This window comes from Aquirufa sp. 5-AUSEE-100C1 (genome assembly GCF_054558655.1).
Genome location: NZ_JBPXKO010000001.1, coordinates 683749 through 702777, shown reverse-complemented (window position 1 = coordinate 702777; position 19029 = coordinate 683749). Strand labels below are relative to the sequence as shown.

At 40.8% G+C, this 19029-nt stretch carries 19 protein-coding genes; 9 read left to right on the top strand and 10 right to left on the bottom strand.

Features of this window, described 5'->3' with window-relative positions:
• Positions 1-13: 13 nt before the first annotated feature.
• Both thrA and ACMH5P_RS03095 read left to right on the top strand, forming a co-directional pair.
• The gene (gene thrA / locus ACMH5P_RS03100; protein ID WP_459492846.1) at positions 14-2476 is read left to right on the top strand and encodes a bifunctional aspartate kinase/homoserine dehydrogenase I; all 2463 of its coding nucleotides are present in this window, start codon (positions 14-16) and stop codon (positions 2474-2476) included.
• Between the two features lies 1 nt (position 2477).
• A complete protein-coding gene (locus tag ACMH5P_RS03095) occupies positions 2478-3407 on the top strand; it encodes a homoserine kinase (RefSeq protein ID WP_459492845.1) in 930 nt (309 codons plus the stop codon).
• On the opposite strand, the gene ACMH5P_RS03090 is transcribed toward ACMH5P_RS03095, so the two are convergent.
• Together ACMH5P_RS03090 and rpsU are read right to left on the bottom strand one after the other, a co-directional pair.
• Positions 3404-4279 (bottom strand): tyrosine-type recombinase/integrase, encoded by an 876-nt coding sequence (locus ACMH5P_RS03090; RefSeq protein ID WP_459492844.1) that lies wholly within the window; start codon positions 4277-4279, stop codon positions 3404-3406. The two genes, ACMH5P_RS03095 and ACMH5P_RS03090, sit on opposite strands and share 4 nt — an antisense overlap.
• Positions 4280-4318: 39 nt before the next feature.
• A complete protein-coding gene (gene rpsU, locus ACMH5P_RS03085; RefSeq protein WP_459492843.1) occupies positions 4319-4513 on the bottom strand; it encodes a 30S ribosomal protein S21 in 195 nt (64 codons plus the stop codon).
• A gap of 127 nt (positions 4514-4640) precedes the next feature.
• On the opposite strand from rpsU, the gene metG reads away from it, so the two are divergent.
• Positions 4641-6671 (top strand): methionine--tRNA ligase, encoded by a 2031-nt coding sequence (gene metG, locus ACMH5P_RS03080; RefSeq protein WP_459492842.1) that lies wholly within the window; start codon positions 4641-4643, stop codon positions 6669-6671.
• Positions 6672-6884: 213 nt separating this feature from the next.
• Here metG and ACMH5P_RS03075 read toward each other — a convergent pair whose 3' ends face one another.
• Both ACMH5P_RS03075 and pth read right to left on the bottom strand, forming a co-directional pair.
• Positions 6885-7364, bottom strand: a complete 480-nt coding sequence (locus tag ACMH5P_RS03075; RefSeq protein WP_459492841.1) for a hypothetical protein — start codon at positions 7362-7364, stop codon at positions 6885-6887.
• 248 nt (positions 7365-7612) lie between these two features.
• Positions 7613-8173, bottom strand: a complete 561-nt coding sequence (pth, locus tag ACMH5P_RS03070) for an aminoacyl-tRNA hydrolase (protein ID WP_459492840.1) — start codon at positions 8171-8173, stop codon at positions 7613-7615.
• Positions 8174-8254: 81 nt separating this feature from the next.
• On the opposite strand from pth, the gene ACMH5P_RS03065 reads away from it, so the two are divergent.
• Entirely contained in the window at positions 8255-9004 is a 750-nt protein-coding gene (locus ACMH5P_RS03065; RefSeq protein WP_459492994.1) for an SDR family NAD(P)-dependent oxidoreductase, read from the top strand.
• On the opposite strand, the gene rlmB is transcribed toward ACMH5P_RS03065, so the two are convergent.
• Entirely contained in the window at positions 9001-9795 is a 795-nt protein-coding gene (gene rlmB, locus ACMH5P_RS03060; protein ID WP_459492839.1) for a 23S rRNA (guanosine(2251)-2'-O)-methyltransferase RlmB, read from the bottom strand. The genes ACMH5P_RS03065 and rlmB overlap by 4 nt on opposite strands.
• Before the next feature lie 41 nt (positions 9796-9836).
• Positions 9837-10439 carry an alpha-ketoglutarate-dependent dioxygenase AlkB family protein gene (locus ACMH5P_RS03055; RefSeq protein ID WP_459492838.1) on the bottom strand — a complete coding sequence of 201 codons (603 nt, stop codon included), beginning with the start codon at positions 10437-10439 and terminating at the stop codon, positions 9837-9839.
• Between the two features lie 57 nt (positions 10440-10496).
• Between ACMH5P_RS03055 and ACMH5P_RS03050 the strand changes: the two genes are divergently transcribed.
• Positions 10497-11267 (top strand): class I SAM-dependent methyltransferase, encoded by a 771-nt coding sequence (locus ACMH5P_RS03050; RefSeq protein WP_459492837.1) that lies wholly within the window; start codon positions 10497-10499, stop codon positions 11265-11267.
• Positions 11267-11905, top strand: coding sequence for an O-methyltransferase (locus tag ACMH5P_RS03045; RefSeq protein WP_459492836.1), 639 nt, complete (start codon positions 11267-11269; stop codon positions 11903-11905). Before ACMH5P_RS03050 ends, ACMH5P_RS03045 begins: the two co-directional genes overlap by 1 nt.
• On the opposite strand, the gene ACMH5P_RS03040 is transcribed toward ACMH5P_RS03045, so the two are convergent.
• On the bottom strand, positions 11906-13465 hold the full coding sequence (locus ACMH5P_RS03040; RefSeq protein ID WP_459492835.1) for a LysM peptidoglycan-binding domain-containing protein: 1560 nt from the start codon (positions 13463-13465) through the stop codon (positions 11906-11908). It abuts the gene before it with no gap.
• 90 nt (positions 13466-13555) lie between these two features.
• On the opposite strand from ACMH5P_RS03040, the gene ACMH5P_RS03035 reads away from it, so the two are divergent.
• A complete protein-coding gene (locus ACMH5P_RS03035) occupies positions 13556-14128 on the top strand; it encodes a DUF3109 family protein (protein WP_459492834.1) in 573 nt (190 codons plus the stop codon).
• Positions 14128-14454, top strand: a complete 327-nt coding sequence (locus tag ACMH5P_RS03030) for an MGMT family protein (protein WP_459492833.1) — start codon at positions 14128-14130, stop codon at positions 14452-14454. Before ACMH5P_RS03035 ends, ACMH5P_RS03030 begins: the two co-directional genes overlap by 1 nt.
• Here the strand turns inward: ACMH5P_RS03030 and mtgA are convergent.
• The gene (gene mtgA, locus ACMH5P_RS03025) at positions 14449-15228 is read right to left on the bottom strand and encodes a monofunctional biosynthetic peptidoglycan transglycosylase (protein WP_459492832.1); all 780 of its coding nucleotides are present in this window, start codon (positions 15226-15228) and stop codon (positions 14449-14451) included. The genes ACMH5P_RS03030 and mtgA overlap by 6 nt on opposite strands.
• Before the next feature lie 312 nt (positions 15229-15540).
• Here mtgA and ACMH5P_RS03020 point away from each other — a divergent pair, with 312 nt between their 5' ends.
• Entirely contained in the window at positions 15541-16536 is a 996-nt protein-coding gene (locus tag ACMH5P_RS03020; protein WP_459492831.1) for a WYL domain-containing transcriptional factor, read from the top strand.
• A gap of 78 nt (positions 16537-16614) precedes the next feature.
• Here the strand turns inward: ACMH5P_RS03020 and hemW are convergent, their stop codons facing one another.
• Positions 16615-17754 (bottom strand): radical SAM family heme chaperone HemW, encoded by a 1140-nt coding sequence (gene hemW / locus ACMH5P_RS03015; RefSeq protein ID WP_459492830.1) that lies wholly within the window; start codon positions 17752-17754, stop codon positions 16615-16617.
• A complete protein-coding gene (locus tag ACMH5P_RS03010; RefSeq protein WP_459492829.1) occupies positions 17744-18973 on the bottom strand; it encodes a M16 family metallopeptidase in 1230 nt (409 codons plus the stop codon). Before ACMH5P_RS03010 ends, hemW begins: the two co-directional genes overlap by 11 nt.
• Positions 18974-19029 lie beyond the last annotated feature (56 nt).

Here is a 19029-nt window from a genome sequence, read left to right as displayed (position 1 = left end):
TTTTTCTTTTCTAATGGAAAAAATATTAAAATTCGGTGGTACCAGTTGTGGGAGCATTGCGAGTATCGAATCCGTTCTGGCCATTATCGAAGCCAATCATCAAGTAAAATCTTCTTTTGCCGTTGTTTTCTCTGCCATGAGTGGGGTAACCAATCATTTATTGGAAGCAGGAGCGACAGCAGCGTGTAATAAATCCTTGGAGGACTCCATCATTGAAGGGATTGAAGCGCGTCATTTTGAGGTAATACGTCATTTTATTCCTGTTACGGCTCAATCACAAGTCATTGCCCAGATTCGTACCCTGGTTAATGAATTGCGAGATGTTTTGAAAGGAATCCAATTAATTCATGAGATTTCGCCGAAAACATCTGATTTATTGGTGAGTTTCGGGGAGCGTTTGTCCACTGCCTTAATTTCAGCCATATTAACGCAGCGAGGTTTACCTGTTCGTTTTGTAGACGCCCGTGAGCTAGTTAAAACAACTAGTCAATTTGGCAAAGCAGAGGTTCGATTCAATGAGACGAATACCCTAATTCAATCTTATTTTGCTGCTCATCCGAATGAAATAGCTCTAATCACTGGATTTATAGGTTCCAATGATTTGGGAGAAACCACAACCCTGGGACGTGGAGGTTCGGATTACACTGCCTCTATTTTTGGTGCGGCATTATCGGTGAAAGAAATTGAAATTTGGACCGATGTGGATGGGATGATGACGGCTGACCCGCGCAAGGTTGCTGCTGCATTTACGATTCCATCCATTTCCTATGCAGAGGCGATGGAATTGACGCATTTTGGTGCTAAAGTGATTTATCCGCCTTCCTTACAGCCTGCCTTTGCCAAGAATATTCCCATTCGTGTTTTAAATACCTTCAATCGTGCATTTGAGGGGACTGTGGTTTCCAAGGTAGCTTCCACAAGTCCATACATTATCACGGGAATTAGTTCCATCGATGAATTAGCCTTGGTAAATGTTCAAGGTTCGGGAATGATCGGTGTCGCGGGTGTATCTGCTAAATTATTTACCGTTTTAGCGAAAGAAAAGATTTCGGTGGTGTTGATTTCGCAAGCTTCCTCGGAGCACTCGATTTGTTTTGCTATTGATCCACAAGTAGCATCGAAGGTTGACAAAATTTTAGCCAAAGAATTCGCTCAAGAAATCGCTGCAGGAGATATCGAAGGCATTGATATTCAGAAAGACTTATCGGTCATCGCTGTGGTTGGAGAGCGTATGCGCAAGCATACAGGGGTGAGTGGTCGATTATTCTCTGTTTTAGGTAAGAATGGAATCAATATTGTTGCTACTGCCCAAGGTTCGTCTGAATTAAATATATCGGTTGTCATCGAGAAAAAAGATTTGTCGAAGGCCTTGAATGTTATTCATGAGACTTTCTTTTTCTCGCAAATAAAAACGCTGAATCTTTATTTAGTCGGCGCAGGATTGATCGGTAAAACCTTATTAAATCAATTGGTTGGCCAAGAGCGTTATTTGGAAAAGTACAAAGGCCTACGCGTTAAATTAGTGGGTATTGCTAATTCACGTAAGCAATTGATTGACCCAGAAGGTATTTCGATTGAGTCTGCTTTGGAGCAATTGGATGCAAAGGGCTCTGCCGCATCGATCCATGAATTTGTAGGTCAAATTAAATCGTTAAACTTGCCGAATTCCATTTTTGCTGATTGTACGGCGAGTAAGGAGATTCATCAACAATACTTGGGCTTGTTTGAGGCCAATGTGTCGGTCGTGACTCCTAATAAAGTTGCTAATTCTGGTCCATATGAGCAATACGCGACTTTGCATCAAACAGCTTTGAGCAAAGGCGTTAAGTTTATGTATGAAACGAATGTGGGGGCGGGTTTGCCTGTTATTAATACATTACAAGGACTTATCGCTTCCGGTGACCGATTTGAAAAGATAGAAGGAATTCTTTCTGGAACGCTTTCATTCTTGTTTAATCAATTTGTTCCTGGAAAATCTTTCGCAGCTGTCTTACGTGAAGCGAAGGCCAAAGGCTATACTGAACCTGATCCCCGGGAAGATTTAAGTGGAATGGATGTGGCAAGAAAGATTTTGATATTGAGTCGGGAAATCGGCTTGAAATTAGAATTTGATGATATTACGATCGAAAAAATAATTCCACCGGCTTGTGAGGCAGCTCCGAGCGTGGATGCATTTTTCGAGGAACTAGATAAGGCAAATGCCTATTTTGAATCGCTCGTGAATGATGCCTATGCAGAGCAGAAGGTTTTACGCTACATTGCGAAATTAGAAGACCATAAAATCACGATTGGTTTGCGGGCTGTTGGGTCTGATCATCCTTTCTATCAAATGGATGGCGCCGACAATGTGATTGCGTTTACGACGAAGCGTTACCATGATCGTCCTTTAGTGATTAAAGGTCCGGGTGCAGGTGCCGAAGTGACCGCCTCGGGTGTTTTTGCGGATATTGTTTCAATCGGTAGTTACTTGTCTTAATATGGAAACGATACGCGTATACGCCCCGGCTACTGTAGCGAATGTTGCCTGTGGTTTTGATATCTTCGGTTTTGCCGTAAATCGTCCGGGTGATGAGGTTGTTTTGACTAGAAAATCAACTCCAGGAATTGTTATCAAGGAAATTACGGGTGATGAAGGACGTTTACCCAAAGAGGTATCAAAGAATACGGCAGGCATTGCCATTTTAAAATATTTGGAATTTATTGGTCAGCCGGATCAGGGTTTTGAGCTCTCTTTGCACAAAGATATGCCACTAGGTTCTGGATTGGGTTCCTCTGCGGCTTCTGCTGTGGCTGGCGTCTTTGCAGCCAATGAATTGATGGGCAAGCCCCTCAGCCAGAAGGATCTATTGCCTTTTGCGATGGAAGGGGAAAGGGTTGCCTGTGGATCGGCACATGCAGATAATGTTGGGCCAAGCCTATTGGGCGGTTTCGTCGTTATTCGTAGCTATGATCCCTTGGATATTATTCAATTACCTACGCCTGCTGATCTATATGCAAGTATCGTACATCCACAGATTGAGGTGAATACCAAAGATGCTCGACGTATTTTGGAACGTGAGATTACACTCGGCAAGACGATTACCCAAATGGGGAATGTGGCCGGCTTAGTTTCTGGATTATTGATGTCTGATTATTCGTTGATTGGTCGATCGCTGGTCGATGTCATCGTAGAGCCTGCTCGTTCCATCTTGATTCCCCAGTTTCAAGAGGTGAAAACTGCCGCGATGCAGGCGGGAGCATTGGGTTGTTCTATTTCGGGTTCGGGTCCTTCGCTATTTGCTTTGTCGAAAGGAGAGGATACTGCCAAGCAAGTCGCGGAAGCAATGTCAGCTGCCTTTGGGATCGTTGGAATTGGTTCGGAGGCTTATGTTTCGCAGATCAACCAGCAAGGCCCGATGATTCGTTAGGCTTTGGGATGAGCCTGTTTGTAGATTTCCTTTAATTTTTCCATGGAATTATGCGTATAGACCTGTGTCGCAGCTAAGTTCGCATGCCCTAATAATTCCTTGATGGCGTTTAAATCCGCACCGCGATTCAATAAATGTGTTGCATAACTATGCCTCAGTATATGCGGCGATTTTTTTTCCAAGGTACTCACTTCGCCTAAATATTTTTTGACTAGTCGCTGAATGAACATCGGATAGGCTGGTTCCCCCTTGTCGGTCAATATTAGCTGAGGATTTTGAAAGGGATTTAAGGATTGGTAGCGATGGATTAAATCGACCAACAGTTCAGGCATGGGAATCACGCGCTCTTTATTTCGTTTTCCGATCAGACGAAGTGTTTTCGCTGGTAGATTGATTTGTTGGTGCGTCAACTGCAATAACTCCGCTAAACGCATTCCTGTGCCATATAAGAGCATCAATACCAGTTGGTCACGTACTTCTTCGAATGTATTTTTTGGCTCCTCATGCAGGGCAACTAATTGCTCCATTTCGGATTCTCGTACGTAACTAGGAAGCGATTTAGCCGTTTTGACCATGCGTATGGTCATCATGGGATTGTCCTGAATGTCCCCTCTGCGTTGTAAATACTTATAAAAGGTTCGTAAAGTGGCTAATTTTCGATTGATGGACCGATTTTGAATTCCTTGGTTGGAGAGTTCCACGAGCCATAAGCGGATGTTTTGACTCTTAACAAGTAATGGGGATAGGTTATCTCGAAGTAAAAAATCAAGATATTGATTTAGGTCGATTTGATAGGAGCGAAGCGTGAGTGGGCTGAGCCGTCTTTCAACTTGGAGATGCTGCAAAAAAAAATTGACTACTTCGCGATTCATAGATCGAAAGTAGTCAATTCTAAGAAAAATCGAAACAAACTAGTTGTTGATATTTCCGTATGTCTTTTGCTTGTAAGCAGCGCGAATCAATTCCGTACGACGAGAGATTGATGGTTTTTCAAAAGCAGAGCGTCTACGTAATTCTTTTACTACACCTGTTTTTTCAAACTTCTTTTTAAAGCGCTTAAGAGCTTTATCAATTGACTCGTTCTCTTTGATCGAAATAATTAACATGTATTTTTTCCTTTTTGAATTAAAATGTCTGCAAAGATAAATTTATTTTTTTGAATGTGCAAATAGTCTTTTGGAATTTTATGAGTGAAAAATATCCTATTTTTGTACTTCATTTTAATTGAATTGTATGTCGGAGTTTTCACGGACAACTGTAACAGCAGCCTTGATTTATGCGAATGGTCCCATTCACATTGGTCATTTGGCCGGATGTTATTTGCCAGCAGATATTTATGTGCGTTATTTACGTTTAAAGAAACAGGATGTGATTTTTGTTTCGGGGACGGATGAGCATGGAGTGCCCATCACAATTAAGGCACAGAAAGAGGGGAAAACACCGCAGGAGGTAGTGGATTACTATTATACCAATATCAAATCTTCGTTTAAGCAATTTGGTATTTCTTTTGATATCTATGGACGTACCTCTGACCCAGTGCATCACAAGATGTCTCAAGATTTTTTCTTGCATTTATATAACAACGGTAAGTTTATTGAAGAGGTTACTGAGCAATATTATGACGAGGCGGCTGACCAATTTTTAGCAGATCGTTACATTACAGGCGAATGCCCTAAATGCCATCAGCCTGGGGCCTATGGGGATCAATGCGAGAAATGTGGTTCATCCTTGTCACCTACGGAACTAATTAATCCGAAGTCCTCGTTGAGCGGTGCATCACCTATTTTAAAAGAAACCAAGAACTGGTTTTTGCCATTGGATCATTGGCAGGGTGAACTCGAGAAATATGTGAATTCGCATCCTGAGTGGAAGTCGAATGTCAGCGGGCAAGTTAAGTCCTGGTTGCAAGATGGTTTACGTCCTCGTGCCATGACCCGCGATTTAAACTGGGGAGTTCCTATTCCCTTGCCCGATACGGACGGCAAAGTGCTATATGTGTGGTTTGATGCGCCCATCGGATATATTTCGATGACGAGCCAACTAACACCGGATTGGGAGAAGTATTGGAAGGCAAAGGATAGTCGGATCGTGCATTTTATCGGGAAGGACAACATTGTATTCCATTGTTTAATATTCCCGGCGATGTGCATGGCACATGGAGAGTTTCAAATAGCCGATCAAGTTCCCGCCAATGAATTCATGAATTTAGAGGGGGATAAGATTTCCACATCGCGTAATTGGGCAGTTTGGTTGCACGAATATTTACAGGATTTTCCGGGGAAACAGGATGTTTTACGATATGCTTTAACTGCATCGAGTCCTGAAACGAAGGATGCCGATTTTACTTGGGCTGATTTTCAAACGAAAAACAATTCCGAGCTCGTTGCCATTTTAGGGAATTTTGTCAATCGTGCTTTTGTATTGATCGAAAAGAATTTCGAAGGAATTGTCCCTGATAAAGCTGAAGGTACTGGCTTAGAAGAAGAGGTGAAGCGTTCTTTAGCGGATATTCCAGCTAAGTTAGAGGCAGCTTTGGCCCATTATAAATTCCGGGATGCCTTGGTGTTGGCGATGGAAATTGCACGTATCGGGAATAAATATTTAGCGGATGCGGAGCCTTGGAAGATTATCAAGGAAGATCGAGCAAAGGCAAGTACTGTCTTGAACTATGCGGTGCAGTTGGTTGCGCATGCATCGGTTGCTTTGGAACCATTTATTCCATTTACGGCGGCTAAATTGCGCTTAGCCTTAGGATTGCAGGAAGCTGATTGGTCGACAATCGGGAATTTTGAGTTGATAGCTGCGGGTAGTAAATTGGCTAATCCCGGATTATTATTTGAGAAGTTGGAGGATGATGTTATTCAGGCACAAGTAGATAAATTAAAACAAACCAAGGCTGAAATGGAATTGGCAAATAAGCAAGTAAGCCCGATTAAGGATACCATTGACTTTGATTCATTCACAAAGATGGATATTCGCGTGGGTCAAATCACTGCCGCAGAAAAGGTTGAAAAGAGTAAGAAGCTTTTGAAATTGGCTGTTCATGATGGTCAGAAGGAGCGCGTTATTTTAAGTGGGATTGCGGAGTATTTCGAGCCGGCGGATGTGGTTGGCCGACAAGTTTGTTTCCTGGCCAATTTGGCTCCTCGTAAGATTATGGGGCAGGAGAGTGAGGGAATGATCTTGATGGCAGAGGATGCCGATGGAAGTTTGGCATTTTTGCAGCCAAGCAAAGCAGTTTGGAATGGGGCATCGATTAGTTAACCGATTGAGCTTAAATAAAAATAAGGCCAGAAGAAACTTCTGGCCTTATTTGTTTAACCTCTAAACCTATTTAACTATGAAAATTTATACAAATATAGATGTTTTCTTTAAATAATATGAGTTTAATGCAAAAAAAATAAAAAAGGCGTCGTTAGAAACAGCGCCTTTTTTGATTACCTCTAAACCTATTTAACTATGAAAACTACTTACAATCTAATTTGGAAATACAACGATCAAATCTTCTTTTTGTTCTGTATCGTTTGAAAAATCTGCATCAATTTTTGGTTCAGTGGCCAAAACAGACCAAATCGCATTGATTGCTTTCGCAGATTTATTGATTTCTTTCACCCAAACATTCGTTTTTTCGTCCGCTGCACCAGTTCCTTGATTAACAATTGCCTGAACCGTCTTGTTGAATAGAACTTGTTCTGCTTTGCTAGCTTTTAAATAAGCCGACTGGTTGTTTTGGTAATTCTCTAAAATCGAAATTGTTAAACTTGCTGATGTAGAGGCGTTAGCTCCTACAAAATCTTTTTTTATCAATGACTGAATAACTTCAGAAAGGGTTTCTTTTTTGTGTGACAATACTGTTGTCGACGCATCTACATTTGATGCCGTTCCGCTCGCTTTTACCGCTGTTGCTGTTAGGCTTAGTCCTACTAAAACGCTAACCATTAAAAATTGCTTTTTCATAAATTTGTTATATTTATTAACTAAATCAACGATGCAAAATTATTGCATTTTTTTAATATAACAAAACTTGCTTTTGGACAATTTTTAAATCAAAAATTAAATATTTTTCGATTTTTATTTTAATTTCAGAATTATCAAGATATATTTTGTTTAAATACCAAATAATATTTGGATTACATTTGTAAATCTTTTGGATAATTCTAATTGTTAAATTTAGGAAAAATTATAAAATTCTTTAAAAAGTACAATCATTGGTTGTATTTGTTCATTGTTTGCTGGATACCTTGTATGCAAAATGAATCAATGATTTCATTGGATCGATTTAGAATGAATGGGATTAGTCCAATTTCATCTTCGGAAAAGTTACTTAATACAAATTCAGCCTGTCTTCCTTTTGCGAAATCCGCCCCGATTCCCATGCGCAATCTGGCATACTCTTGCGAAGATAAGGTTTCTTCAATGCTTTTGAGGCCATTATGGCCACCACTCGATCCTTTGGGTTTTAAACGGAGTGTTTCAAACGGAAGGGCAATATCGTCGGTGAGAATCAATAGGCGCTCTTTTTCAATTTTTAATTGCTGGCTCCAATAATTAACGGCTTTACCGCTTAAATTCATGAAAGTGCTCGGTTTTAACAAATAAATGGTATGCCCCTTTAATTTGTAGGAACTGATAGCACCCAAACGATCCTGACTGAATTGAATTGATTTTTCTTTGGCCAAATAGTCCAAAGCCATAAATCCAATGTTATGGCGAGTAAAAAGATATTCGGGTCCGATATTGCCAAGGCCAACAATTAAGAAGTTCATGTGTTATAAATATTTAGGACAAAGTTCGTTCAAATTTTTTAGAACACCTCGAAGGCATTACCTTCGAGAAAATATTTTATGATGAATCATATTGCATGCATTACTGGAGCGAGTTCGGGAATTGGTTTAGCGACTGCAAAAGCATTAGCTGCCGAAGGTTTTCAATTGATCTTATGCGGCCGTCGGAAAGAGCGGCTTGAAGCTCTTCAGTCTGAATTAGCTAAAGCTTCTTATATATTATCGTTTGATGTACGCGACCGAAAGGCCGTTGAGTCTGCCTTTCAATCCTTGCCTGCTGAATGGCAACCCATTGATGTCTTAGTCAATAATGCGGGTAATGCGCATGGCATGAGTGCGATACAAGATGGGGACGTGGCCGACTGGGATGCCATGATGCATAGCAATGTAGATGGTTTATTAAATGTATCTCGAATGGTCATTCCCGGTATGATTGCGAGGGCTTCGGGACATATCATTAATTTATCTTCGATTGCGGGCAAGCAAGTATATCCGAATGGAAATGTGTATTGTGCCTCCAAAGCGGCTGTTGAGGCGCTTTCTCAAGGTATGCGACAAGATTTAAATGTGCATGGAATTAAGGTTTCAAACGTGGCACCCGGGGCAGTCAATACAGATTTCTCCGCAGTTCGCTTTAAAGGGGATCAGGAACGAGCCGATGCCGTATATGCAGGCTTTGAACCATTGGTGGCGGAAGATATTGCCGATTTAATTCGCTATGTCGTGATGGCGCCGGCACATGTGAATATTGCCGACGTGACGATTTTGCCGAAAGCGCAGGCTTCGGCAACACAAATCTTACGTAAAAATTAAATGCTTCGTTGGCGTACGGTTTCGAATATCACAACACCTGCCGCCACAGATACGTTTAAAGAACCGACCTGGCCACTTTGTGGGATAACAGCTAAATCGTCCGATTTACGTATAAGCTCGTCGGAGATACCATCTTCTTCCGATCCCATGATGATGGCAACGGGCCCGCTGTAATCCACTGCATACACAGAACTTCGCCCTTTTTCGGTACAAGCTACGACTTTTAGTCCCGCGTTTTGAAGGTAATCAATGGTCTGTAAAAGGCTATCTTCCCGACAAACCGGTATGAAGTTCAGCGCACCCGATGATGTTTTCATCGCGTCTCCATTGATTTGTGCAGCGCCGCGGGCAGGAATAACAATGGCATGCACACCTGCACATTCTGCTGTACGGGCAATTGCACCAAAATTACGCACGTCGGTGATTCGATCTAATATCAGAATAAATGGAGTTTGGCCTTTTTCAAAGGTATCAGCAATCACATTTTCCAATTTGGCGTAATGGATAGCAGAAACGAAAGCGATGGCGCCTTGGTGATTCTTGCGCGTAATTCGATTCAGTTTTTCCAAAGGAACCTTTTGAACCTGGATTCCCTTCTCACGTGCCAAATCCAAGATTTCGGTATTCCCTAATTCCCTCTGTACAAGTAAACGGTCGATTTCTTTTCCTGATCGTAGCGTTTCCAATACGGATTGTACCCCGAAAACGAACTCTTTGTTTTCGGTTTTGGGACTTGTAAAATGTCTAAATGGGCGCTTGAAAGGCTGTCTTGATTCGTTTTCTTCTGACACGTTGATTGCTGTAAATTTGACACGAAGGTCGGCATTTTTTTTTAAATCATCTGTCTGAATGTCAAATTAAGCCGTGGTTCAGTGATTTTTTTTGATTTGGGCAATTGGTGAATCCAATGTGTTTGGGTGGTTCCTTGCATCAACAATAGGCTTCCCGGAGCCAGTTTAAGGCTCACTTTTTCCTGAGTCTGCTTATGCTTGAATTCAAATTTACGAGGCGCTCCCAGGCTTATGGAAGCGATACACGAGTTGGGCAGGATCGATTTTTCGTCATCGGCGTGCCAATTAGCCCCATCGTTCCCATCGTGGTAATAGTTCATCAAGCAGCCGTTAAACGATACGTTGGCCTTCGCTTCTATGGCATTTTTGATGATTAAGAGGGTAGGAGTCCATGCTTCACCGATTTTGGTACGTCCGGAATAGGTATAGGGTTTCGCATCATTCGCATACCATGCTACTTTCCGTCGGGTTTGAATCACTTTTCCGAAGATGACCACTTCGTCATGCTTCCATGGAATTTCATCTGTTAAGATTCTTAGAAAATCTTGGCTCTGTGGAGAGCTAAAGAAATCGGCATGGTAAAATACCTCACCATCGTATGGCAAGAGATTTTGTTCGGAGGAAATGGGGAATAAGGAAAGCATGCCTCAAATTACTGATTCTGACTTAAAAATTTTAACTTTGTTACAAATTTACCTTACATGTACAAAACTACTGAAATTGCCTCGTCTGAAATTCCATCAGATAATCCTGTTCACCAACGTTTATTGTTTCCTTACCAACACGTCAGTTCTTTGGTCAGTGGAAATGTGCTTGAAATTGGTTGTGGAACGGGACGTGGTGTAGCTGTTTTGGCGGACAAGGTAAGTGCCTACACAGGAGTTGATAAGAATACGGAATTGATGACAAGCTTATCGGCCCAATATCCTGATTTCAAATTCATCGATATGTTTCTGCCGCCACTAAAGGATTTGCCGGATAATCATTTCGATTTCGTGATTACTTTTCAAGTAATCGAGCATATCGAAAATGATGCTTTTTTTTTGCAAGAGGCGGCTCGTGTTTTGAAACCTGGAGGTAAACTATATTTAACAACGGTAAATCGTGATTTTTCTTTAACGCGTAATCCTTGGCACGTGCGTGAGTATTTGGCTAATGAATTAGGGGATTTGATGAAGAAATACTTCTCTGAGGTAATTATGCAGGGGGTTCATGGTAATGAAAAGGTCATGGACTATTATGAGGCGAATAAGAAATCAGTCAAGAAAATTACAAGATTTGATATTTTCAATTTACAATATCGTTTACCGCGTACTTGGTTACAGGTTCCTTACGATATCGCGAATCGTTTGAGTCGATTAGCTATCTCAAAATCGAGTAATGAGTTAGTCAATTCCATTCAGGTGGATGATTACTTTTTGAGTGAAAAGCCGGCTGAATCTTTGGACTTCTTTTACACGGGAATAAAATAATGGAATTCATCGACGAGGCCATCGAGGAGTATTCGCGTCTTTTTTCGGATGTACCTTCTGACTTATTACAATCCCTTGATCGAGAAACGCATGCCCGTATTTTACAGCCTCGGATGTTGTCCGGACATTTACAGGGTCGTTTTTTATCGATGCTTTCGAAACTGATTTCACCTCAATTGATCGTTGAAATCGGTACCTATACGGGTTATTCAGCGTTGTGTTTAGCAGAAGGTTTAAGGCCTGAAGGTCAATTGATTACGATTGATATCAACGAGGAATTGGAGACGTTTACACGGTCTTTTTTTGATCGATCGCCCTATGCCAAACAAATAGATTATCGAATTGCCGATGCACAATTGGAATTAGTGAATATTAATGGACCGATCGATTTAGTATTTATTGACGCAGATAAGCGTAATTATGCCCGATATTTCGATTTGATCATTGAGAAGATGCGACCGGGAGGATTGATCTTGGTGGATAATGTGTTGTGGAGTGGTAAGATTGTTGACGAGAAGGCCAACGATAAATCAACGAAGGCCCTTCGTGAGTTCAATCAAAAGTGTTTGGATGACTCTCGTGTTGAGAAAATGCTTTTGCCCTTACGCGATGGGCTTTACATGCTACGAGTAATCTAATTAGGGTTTCAATTTGATTTTTTGCCCCACCTTGATTGTTGGGTTTTTTCCCAAATTATTCCAGCGAACTAAATCATCCACACTCACCTGATAAACTCTGGCTAATTTAAATAGCGTGTCCCCAGGTTCTACTTCATGAATGTAGAAAACAGGCTCTGTCGGTTTTGATACTTGTTTTTCGACAACAGGTTCTTCCTTTTGAGGTTCTGCTTTCTGAACGTTTACGGTGATCGGCTCGTCTGTTTTTGTTTCCGATTTGATAATGATCTCACGGGATTCTGCCGGGGCAATGTAGAATGATTTTTCCGTTTCTTTTGAAGAAATTTTGCGAACCTCTTCTTCCTCTACTTTTATATCTACTTCAGTTACTGGTGGTGTAGGTCTCTGAGGCTCATTTTTGCTTTTTTCATCCAATTTTTGGGAGATGATTTCAAGCATTGGTACTCTTCGATTCACTTTTATTTTTTGTCCAATAGTTACCATGCTGGACATATTTAGGTTATTCAAGTGAAGTAAGTCGGCTAATTTCATTTCGTATTTCGCGGCAATGCTACTTAGACTTTCACCGGCGACAACAGTATGATTTCGAACCTCAAATTGATCGCTTAGGATTTCCTTATTTTTCGTTTTTATGGACTTAGTGGGTGTATATAACTTGGTTGAATCGACAGATGCGGTGAAAATAGGTTCCTCATGTTTGGGCTCTAGTCGAACATAAGGTTTGATATTGGATGGGTGATAAACGGTGTAGTTTTTATCCTCAGGTATCCAATCTTTTAATACCCAGGCATTGTATCGTTTTAATTCATCATAATTTACCTGAAGTTCATCAGAAAGTTCATATAAGTTCTTCCCTTTGCTTCCTTGGTAGGTAATTAGGTTAGTACTATCATTCGTGATGGGTAAGCTCGCCATTTTTTCAGACCAGAACTCCTTGTAGGCCAAGAAACGTAAAACATACCAATCGGTCGATGAATCTACTTCAATAACCGTTTTATCTGCCCAATTAACTGCATAAGGCAGTTTTTTGAGCGTGCCTAAACCGACGCGATAGGAGAGTAAGGTGCTGACCCAATTGCGCAGCACACCATTATTTCGATTTAAGTAATTAACCGCACCTTTGGTTGCCTCCATGATGTGACGTCTTTCATCAATTTCATCATTTACCTTTAGGCCGACGTCCTTAGCCGTTTCTGCTTTAAATTGCCAATATCCTACTGCATTTGAGGTGGATACGGCATTGGGATTCAATGAACTTTCTTGGACACTCAAGTATTTGAAATCCAATGGGATATTTCCATTCGCTAAAATGGGTTCCATCACTGGAAAATAGAGTCGCATTTTATCTACCTGAGAGGCAACATACTTCTTATTGATGCCCAACATGGCAATTTCTTTTTCGAGAATTGGCTTCGCTGATGAGTGTATGGAAACCCGAACATTCCCGATCGATATCGTGTCAGGAATAGATGGGGACGCCCAAAGATTTCCAACAGATAAAGTAAATAATAGTAAAATGAAGGATTTTTTCAAGCGGGATTTCAAAATGATATAAGACAAAATTACCAAAATATTTCATTTAACGGAAGGCCTCTCTTTTTATTGCGCTTCCTAGATTAAGCTATACCTTTGTAGAAATTTGAACTTGACATGATATTAATAGACGATACTGTAATCAGCGAAGATGTTGCCGATGAGTTTTTTGTGTGTGATTTAACAAAGTGTAAGGGTGCTTGTTGTGTGGAAGGGGATTTAGGTGCACCATTAGAAACGGACGAATTATCGATTCTGGATCGTATTCAGGAGGAAATTCGACCATTTTTATCGGAAGACGGTTTAGCCGAAATCGCTAAACAAGGAAATTACATTTTAGAGCCCGACGGGGATTATTCTACACCTATTATTCAGGGGCGTGAATGTGTATATGCGATTTACGATAATAAAGGATACCTTAAATGTGGCATTGAGCAGGCTTATTTTGCCGGGAAAACAGATTTTCGAAAGCCAATTTCCTGCCATTTGTATCCCATTCGAATTCAAAAATTAGCTGAATACCAGGCAATTAACTATGAGCGATGGACAATTTGTTCGGATGCATGTTCCCATGGCAAAGAATTAGGAGTTCCTGTTTATAAATTCTTGAAAGATCCTTTGATTCGCAAGTTTGGAACTAAGTGGTATGCCGAATTGGAACGTGAAATTGAAGAAAGGAAGCAAGATTAATGGCTGATTCGAATGCATTTGATTTGATATATCAGGTGGTTCGTGAGATACCACGGGGTCGTGTGTCGTCCTATGGGGCGATTGCGGCCTATTTAGGGATGAAGGGGGGAGCTCGAATGGTCGGCTGGGCGATGAATGCTTCCCATGCCTTATCGGACGTACCTGCTCATCGTGTTGTGAATCGTAATGGAGTTTTAACTGGCAAGAATTTCTTTGGTGGCGATCGCATGCAAGAACTCTTGCAATCCGAAGGAATTCAGGTGAAGAATGATCATATCATTCAGTTTAAGGATCATTTCTGGGATCCATCTGCCGAATTATTATAGGTTTTTGAGGAATTTCTTGCCACCCAAGGCAGACATTTGCCTTTTGATAAATGAGGTACGTTTGCTCACATAACCCGATGGGTTTTTAATGGAGAATCGGATGGGGTTGGGTAAGCATGCTGCGATGCGTGCGGCTTCCGTTGTACTCACTTCGGCGGCGGTATGGCCATAGTAGCGACGACAAGCTTCTTCGACACCAAAAGTCATTTTGCCCGTTTCTGCCACATTCAAATACACTTCAAGAATTCGTTCTTTTCCCCAAATTAGCTCGATCAAAACGGTGAAATATGCTTCAAGCGCTTTTCTGAAATAGGAGCGATCTTGCCAGAGGAATACATTTTTGGCGACTTGTTGGGAAATGGTACTGGCTCCCTTAATCCTTTTCCCTTTTTGGTTTTTTACAATTGCTGTAGTCATTGCATCAAAGTCAAACCCGCTGTGCTCAAGGAATAATTGGTCTTCAGATGCAATCACAGCTAATGCACAATTCCGATCTATTTCATCAAGCGATGACCATTGGCTGTGAATTTTGCTTGGCTCACCCTCAATCAGGGCATCGATTTTTCTTGATGCCATCGTTGGAGTGAAGTAAACTGGGACAAATTTAAAAACAACCACTGCCACGATAGTACTTATCCAAATATATAATAACACCCTTCCAATGATACTCAGGATTGATTTTTTGCCTTTTTTGGGGGGCTTGTTCAAACGGTCGAATTTATTGGTTCGAGTAGTATTTAGGTTGGTGTTTTTAAAGTCGACTCGTTTAGCCATGATTGGGTACCTGTGATGAGTAGCAAAAATAAGAAATAAGCATTAAGTCAAATAGCGTTCTTGTTAAGGATTTTAGTTTAGTCTTTAAATTAGCCAGAATATGCATTTGATTTCCAGTATTTTTTTTGGCAACCAATAGAATTGTATGTTGATTTTTGTCAATGAAAAAGTCATTTTTGGATATATTTAGACCGTTTTTTGTTTTGAATGACTGAATTTAATGGCATTGATATTTTTGTAATTTTTGTCATTGATGTGATTATTTTATGTGATTGGAGCTAATTTGGTATCTAGCTATTATTTATTCTTACCATGAAGGAATCTAAACGAAAATCGAAAATCATCAAGGCGCAGCCTACCCAAGAAAAAGTTTTAAATCTGTTGGTTTATTTGTTGGAAGCCGAAGCTCCGGTATCCATGATTAGTTTAGAGAAGTTATATGGAGGAGGGGATCATGTAGATACGGATAAGCGAAGGACGATTTTTCGACACTTGGATTTAATTGAAAATAAGTGGGGGATTGAGTTAATTCGTGGCGATCATTATTCAATCAAGAAAAAATCAGCATTTAAATCGGTAGAATTAAATTCCATCGAAGCGCAGGCCCTCTATTTTTCAGCAGGAGACATTACAGATCCTGATTTACGATTAATGACTCAGGCAAAATTGTTGCGTATTTACCAGGAGCGGCGTAAAAAGGAAGATTTGATTCCTAAACGTACCTTGGATTTGATGGATTGGTGTGAAACGCATATTAACAAGTCGAAAAATCCTGTTCAAATGCGTATAAAGGGATACAAAAGTATTAATTCTGGAGTCATTGCAGACCGCTTGGTTGTTCCTATTTCGTTCAACTTAGAGAATTTGGAAATATATGCGATTGATTTGGAGGGTGCTAATATTTTAAAAGTGTTTAAGCTTGAACGGATGGATGGTATTGAGAAGTTGAAGGAAAAGGCTCCCAAAGAATTGAAACTCGACAAATTTAAGATTGAGCGAGATCCATTTGGTTTTTTACTTAATCAAGAGGAACTCAAATATTTGGACTTACGAATGGATTTAAAGGCCTTTATTTTGTTTTCTTTACATTTCTCGAAATTGGTACCTATGATCGAAAAATTAGATGAAAATGAACACGCAAGACCTTTTCGAATTCAAATGAATTTGTTACGCGTAGACCCTTTAGTTGGCTGGATCTTAGGATTATTGCAACATATAGAAATAGTTGATAGTCCCGCATTTAAAGCCGAATTCATGCGTTTCTACGAAAAGAATGTAGCTTCCCAAATTGGACTTAAGTTTCTGTAGAGGTAAGAACCAGGAACTAAGAACTAAGAATTAAGAATTAAGAACTAAGAACGTAACCTCTAACTTCTTACCTCCAACCTATATAATGAATAGTTGTGCCGCCAGTCCATCTGCGATCAGCTTGCCTTTGCCCACCAAGACCAATTGACCATTTCGTATTTCAGCTAATCCTTTTTTTACCCAATCTTGGATTTCATTCTCCGGAAATGGTACTTGAATTGCTTGGAACTTTTCAATTAGATAACTCAAATCCACGCCCCAATGCGTTCGTAATTGGGTCATGATGTACTCATTAATTTGATTTTCAGGGCTTAAGCTTTCTACCTCCGACGGAATTATGCCTGCGTTGATTTGTTTCGTGTATTTGGCATTATTCGCCACATTCCATTGCCTGCTCACCTGATTAAAACTATGTGCCGCCGGTCCAATTCCTAAGTAGGATTCCTGCCGCCAATAGCTAGAATTATGCTTGGATTCAAACCCCGGCTTTGAAAAGTTGGAGGTCTCGTAGGCGATGTATCCATTTTTTTCCAAGTATTCGTGCGTAAACTCAAAACAGGATGCCATGTTTTGTTCAGGTATTTCCTGTATTTCACCTTTCTTCAAGCGATGTCCAAATACCGTTTTGGGCTCAATCGTCAAACTATATGCTGATATATGTTGGGCTCCCGTCGCAATCGCTTGGTTTAAATCGCTTTTGAGAAGAATCAACTCATTGCCTGGAATACCATAGATGATATCGATGCTGATATTTGAAATTCCAATTTCTTGTGCATCACGAATGGCTTGTAACGATTGTTTGGCATCATGATTCCGATTCAAATAGCGAAGGTTTTCGTCATCAAAAGACTGAATCCCGATGCTTAATCGGTTCACACCTAATTCTTTCAAATGTGTCAGATAATCCCTGGTTAAGTCCTCCGGATTCGCTTCCAAGGTGATTTCCGCATCAGGGTTTACTTCGAAATGTTGGTGGATGGCCTCAAAAAGCCGACTTATTTCGTTCTCGCTGAGTGTGGAGGGGGTTCCTCCACCCAAATAGATGGTATTCAGTTTTGGTCCTCCTAAATAGTCTTTACGTAAGCTTATTTCCTGTATCATCGCATCCACCATGGCTGCTTTTCCATCCATCTTGGTGGAGAAATGGAAATCACAATAGTGACAAGCTTGATGACAGTAAGGGATATGCAGGTAAAGATGCACGGGACTAAGGTTCAAAGATCAAGCAGCTCAATTGGTCGGCCTGCAACATTTCTTGAGCTAATCGCTGTAATTGCTCCGAGGAAACGAGATCGATTTGCTCGAATATCTCGTCCAAGGTTTCGATTTTCTCACGGTCTAGGAGGCTTTTGGCCATCATCAACATGAAGTTCAAATTGCTTTCCTCAGCCATGGCCATTTGTCCCTTCAACTGCGATTTAATCTTCAACAGTTGCGCAGGACTCATCGCGCGGTCTTGCAATTTTTCGAATTCCTTGTGAATCAATTTGACCGACTTGTTAACCTGATTGGATTCAGTACCAAAATAAATCGCCCAAAAGCCGGAATCCACATAAGACGTAAAATTGGCTTCGATCGAATAGACCAAGCCTCTTTTTTCGCGGATCGAAACATTCAAGAGCGAATTCATCGATGGGCCACCCAATAAATTGATCAACATAAAAAAGGCCAAGCGGTCGGGGTGCTTAATCGCATAAGATTGACGACCCAAGGCCACATGCGATTGATTCAGGCCTCTTTTGGTAATTCGTTCCATCGGTTTCATCGCCGGAGGGAGTATCCGCTTTACTTGATTGCGTTTGGCTGGTATATGGCCTAAATGCTTCTCGGCCCACTTGAAAACCTTATCATGGGAATGTTTGCCGATGGACGAAATAACGATCCGACTTGTATCCATGTTTCGAGCGATAAAGGCATTCAAATCCGATTGCTTGAATGAATTGACCGTTTCTTGCGTACCAAGAATATTGACTCCCAAAGAATGATCAGGAAACAATAATTCGTCAAAATCATCCTGTATGGCATCTTCTGGTGCCTCGTAATACATGGACATCTCCTCCAATATGACACTGCGCTCCTTTTCTAATTCCTTCGCAGGAAAGGTCGAATGAAAAGTAATATCGGTGATTAATTCCAGCGCGCGCTCAAAATAGGGGCTTAATACCGAGGCATGGAAACAGATCTTTTCCTTTGTTGTATAGGCATTCAATTCCCCTCCAATCACCTCGAGGCGATTGATGATCTGCATGTTATTCTTCTTTTGGGTACCCTTGAAGGCTAAATGCTCCCAAAAATGCGCTAATCCTTGTTCGTTTTCCAATTCATCCCGACTACCGATATCGAGCATGATACCCAAATGTGAAATTTCGGTATGCATTACTTGTCGGTGAACAATCGTTATCCCATTGTTCAAAGTTGTCAACTGAATTGAATTCATAAATAATCGTTGCGCAAAAGAATTCAAAATTAACTAATTTTATGCCGAATCACGCA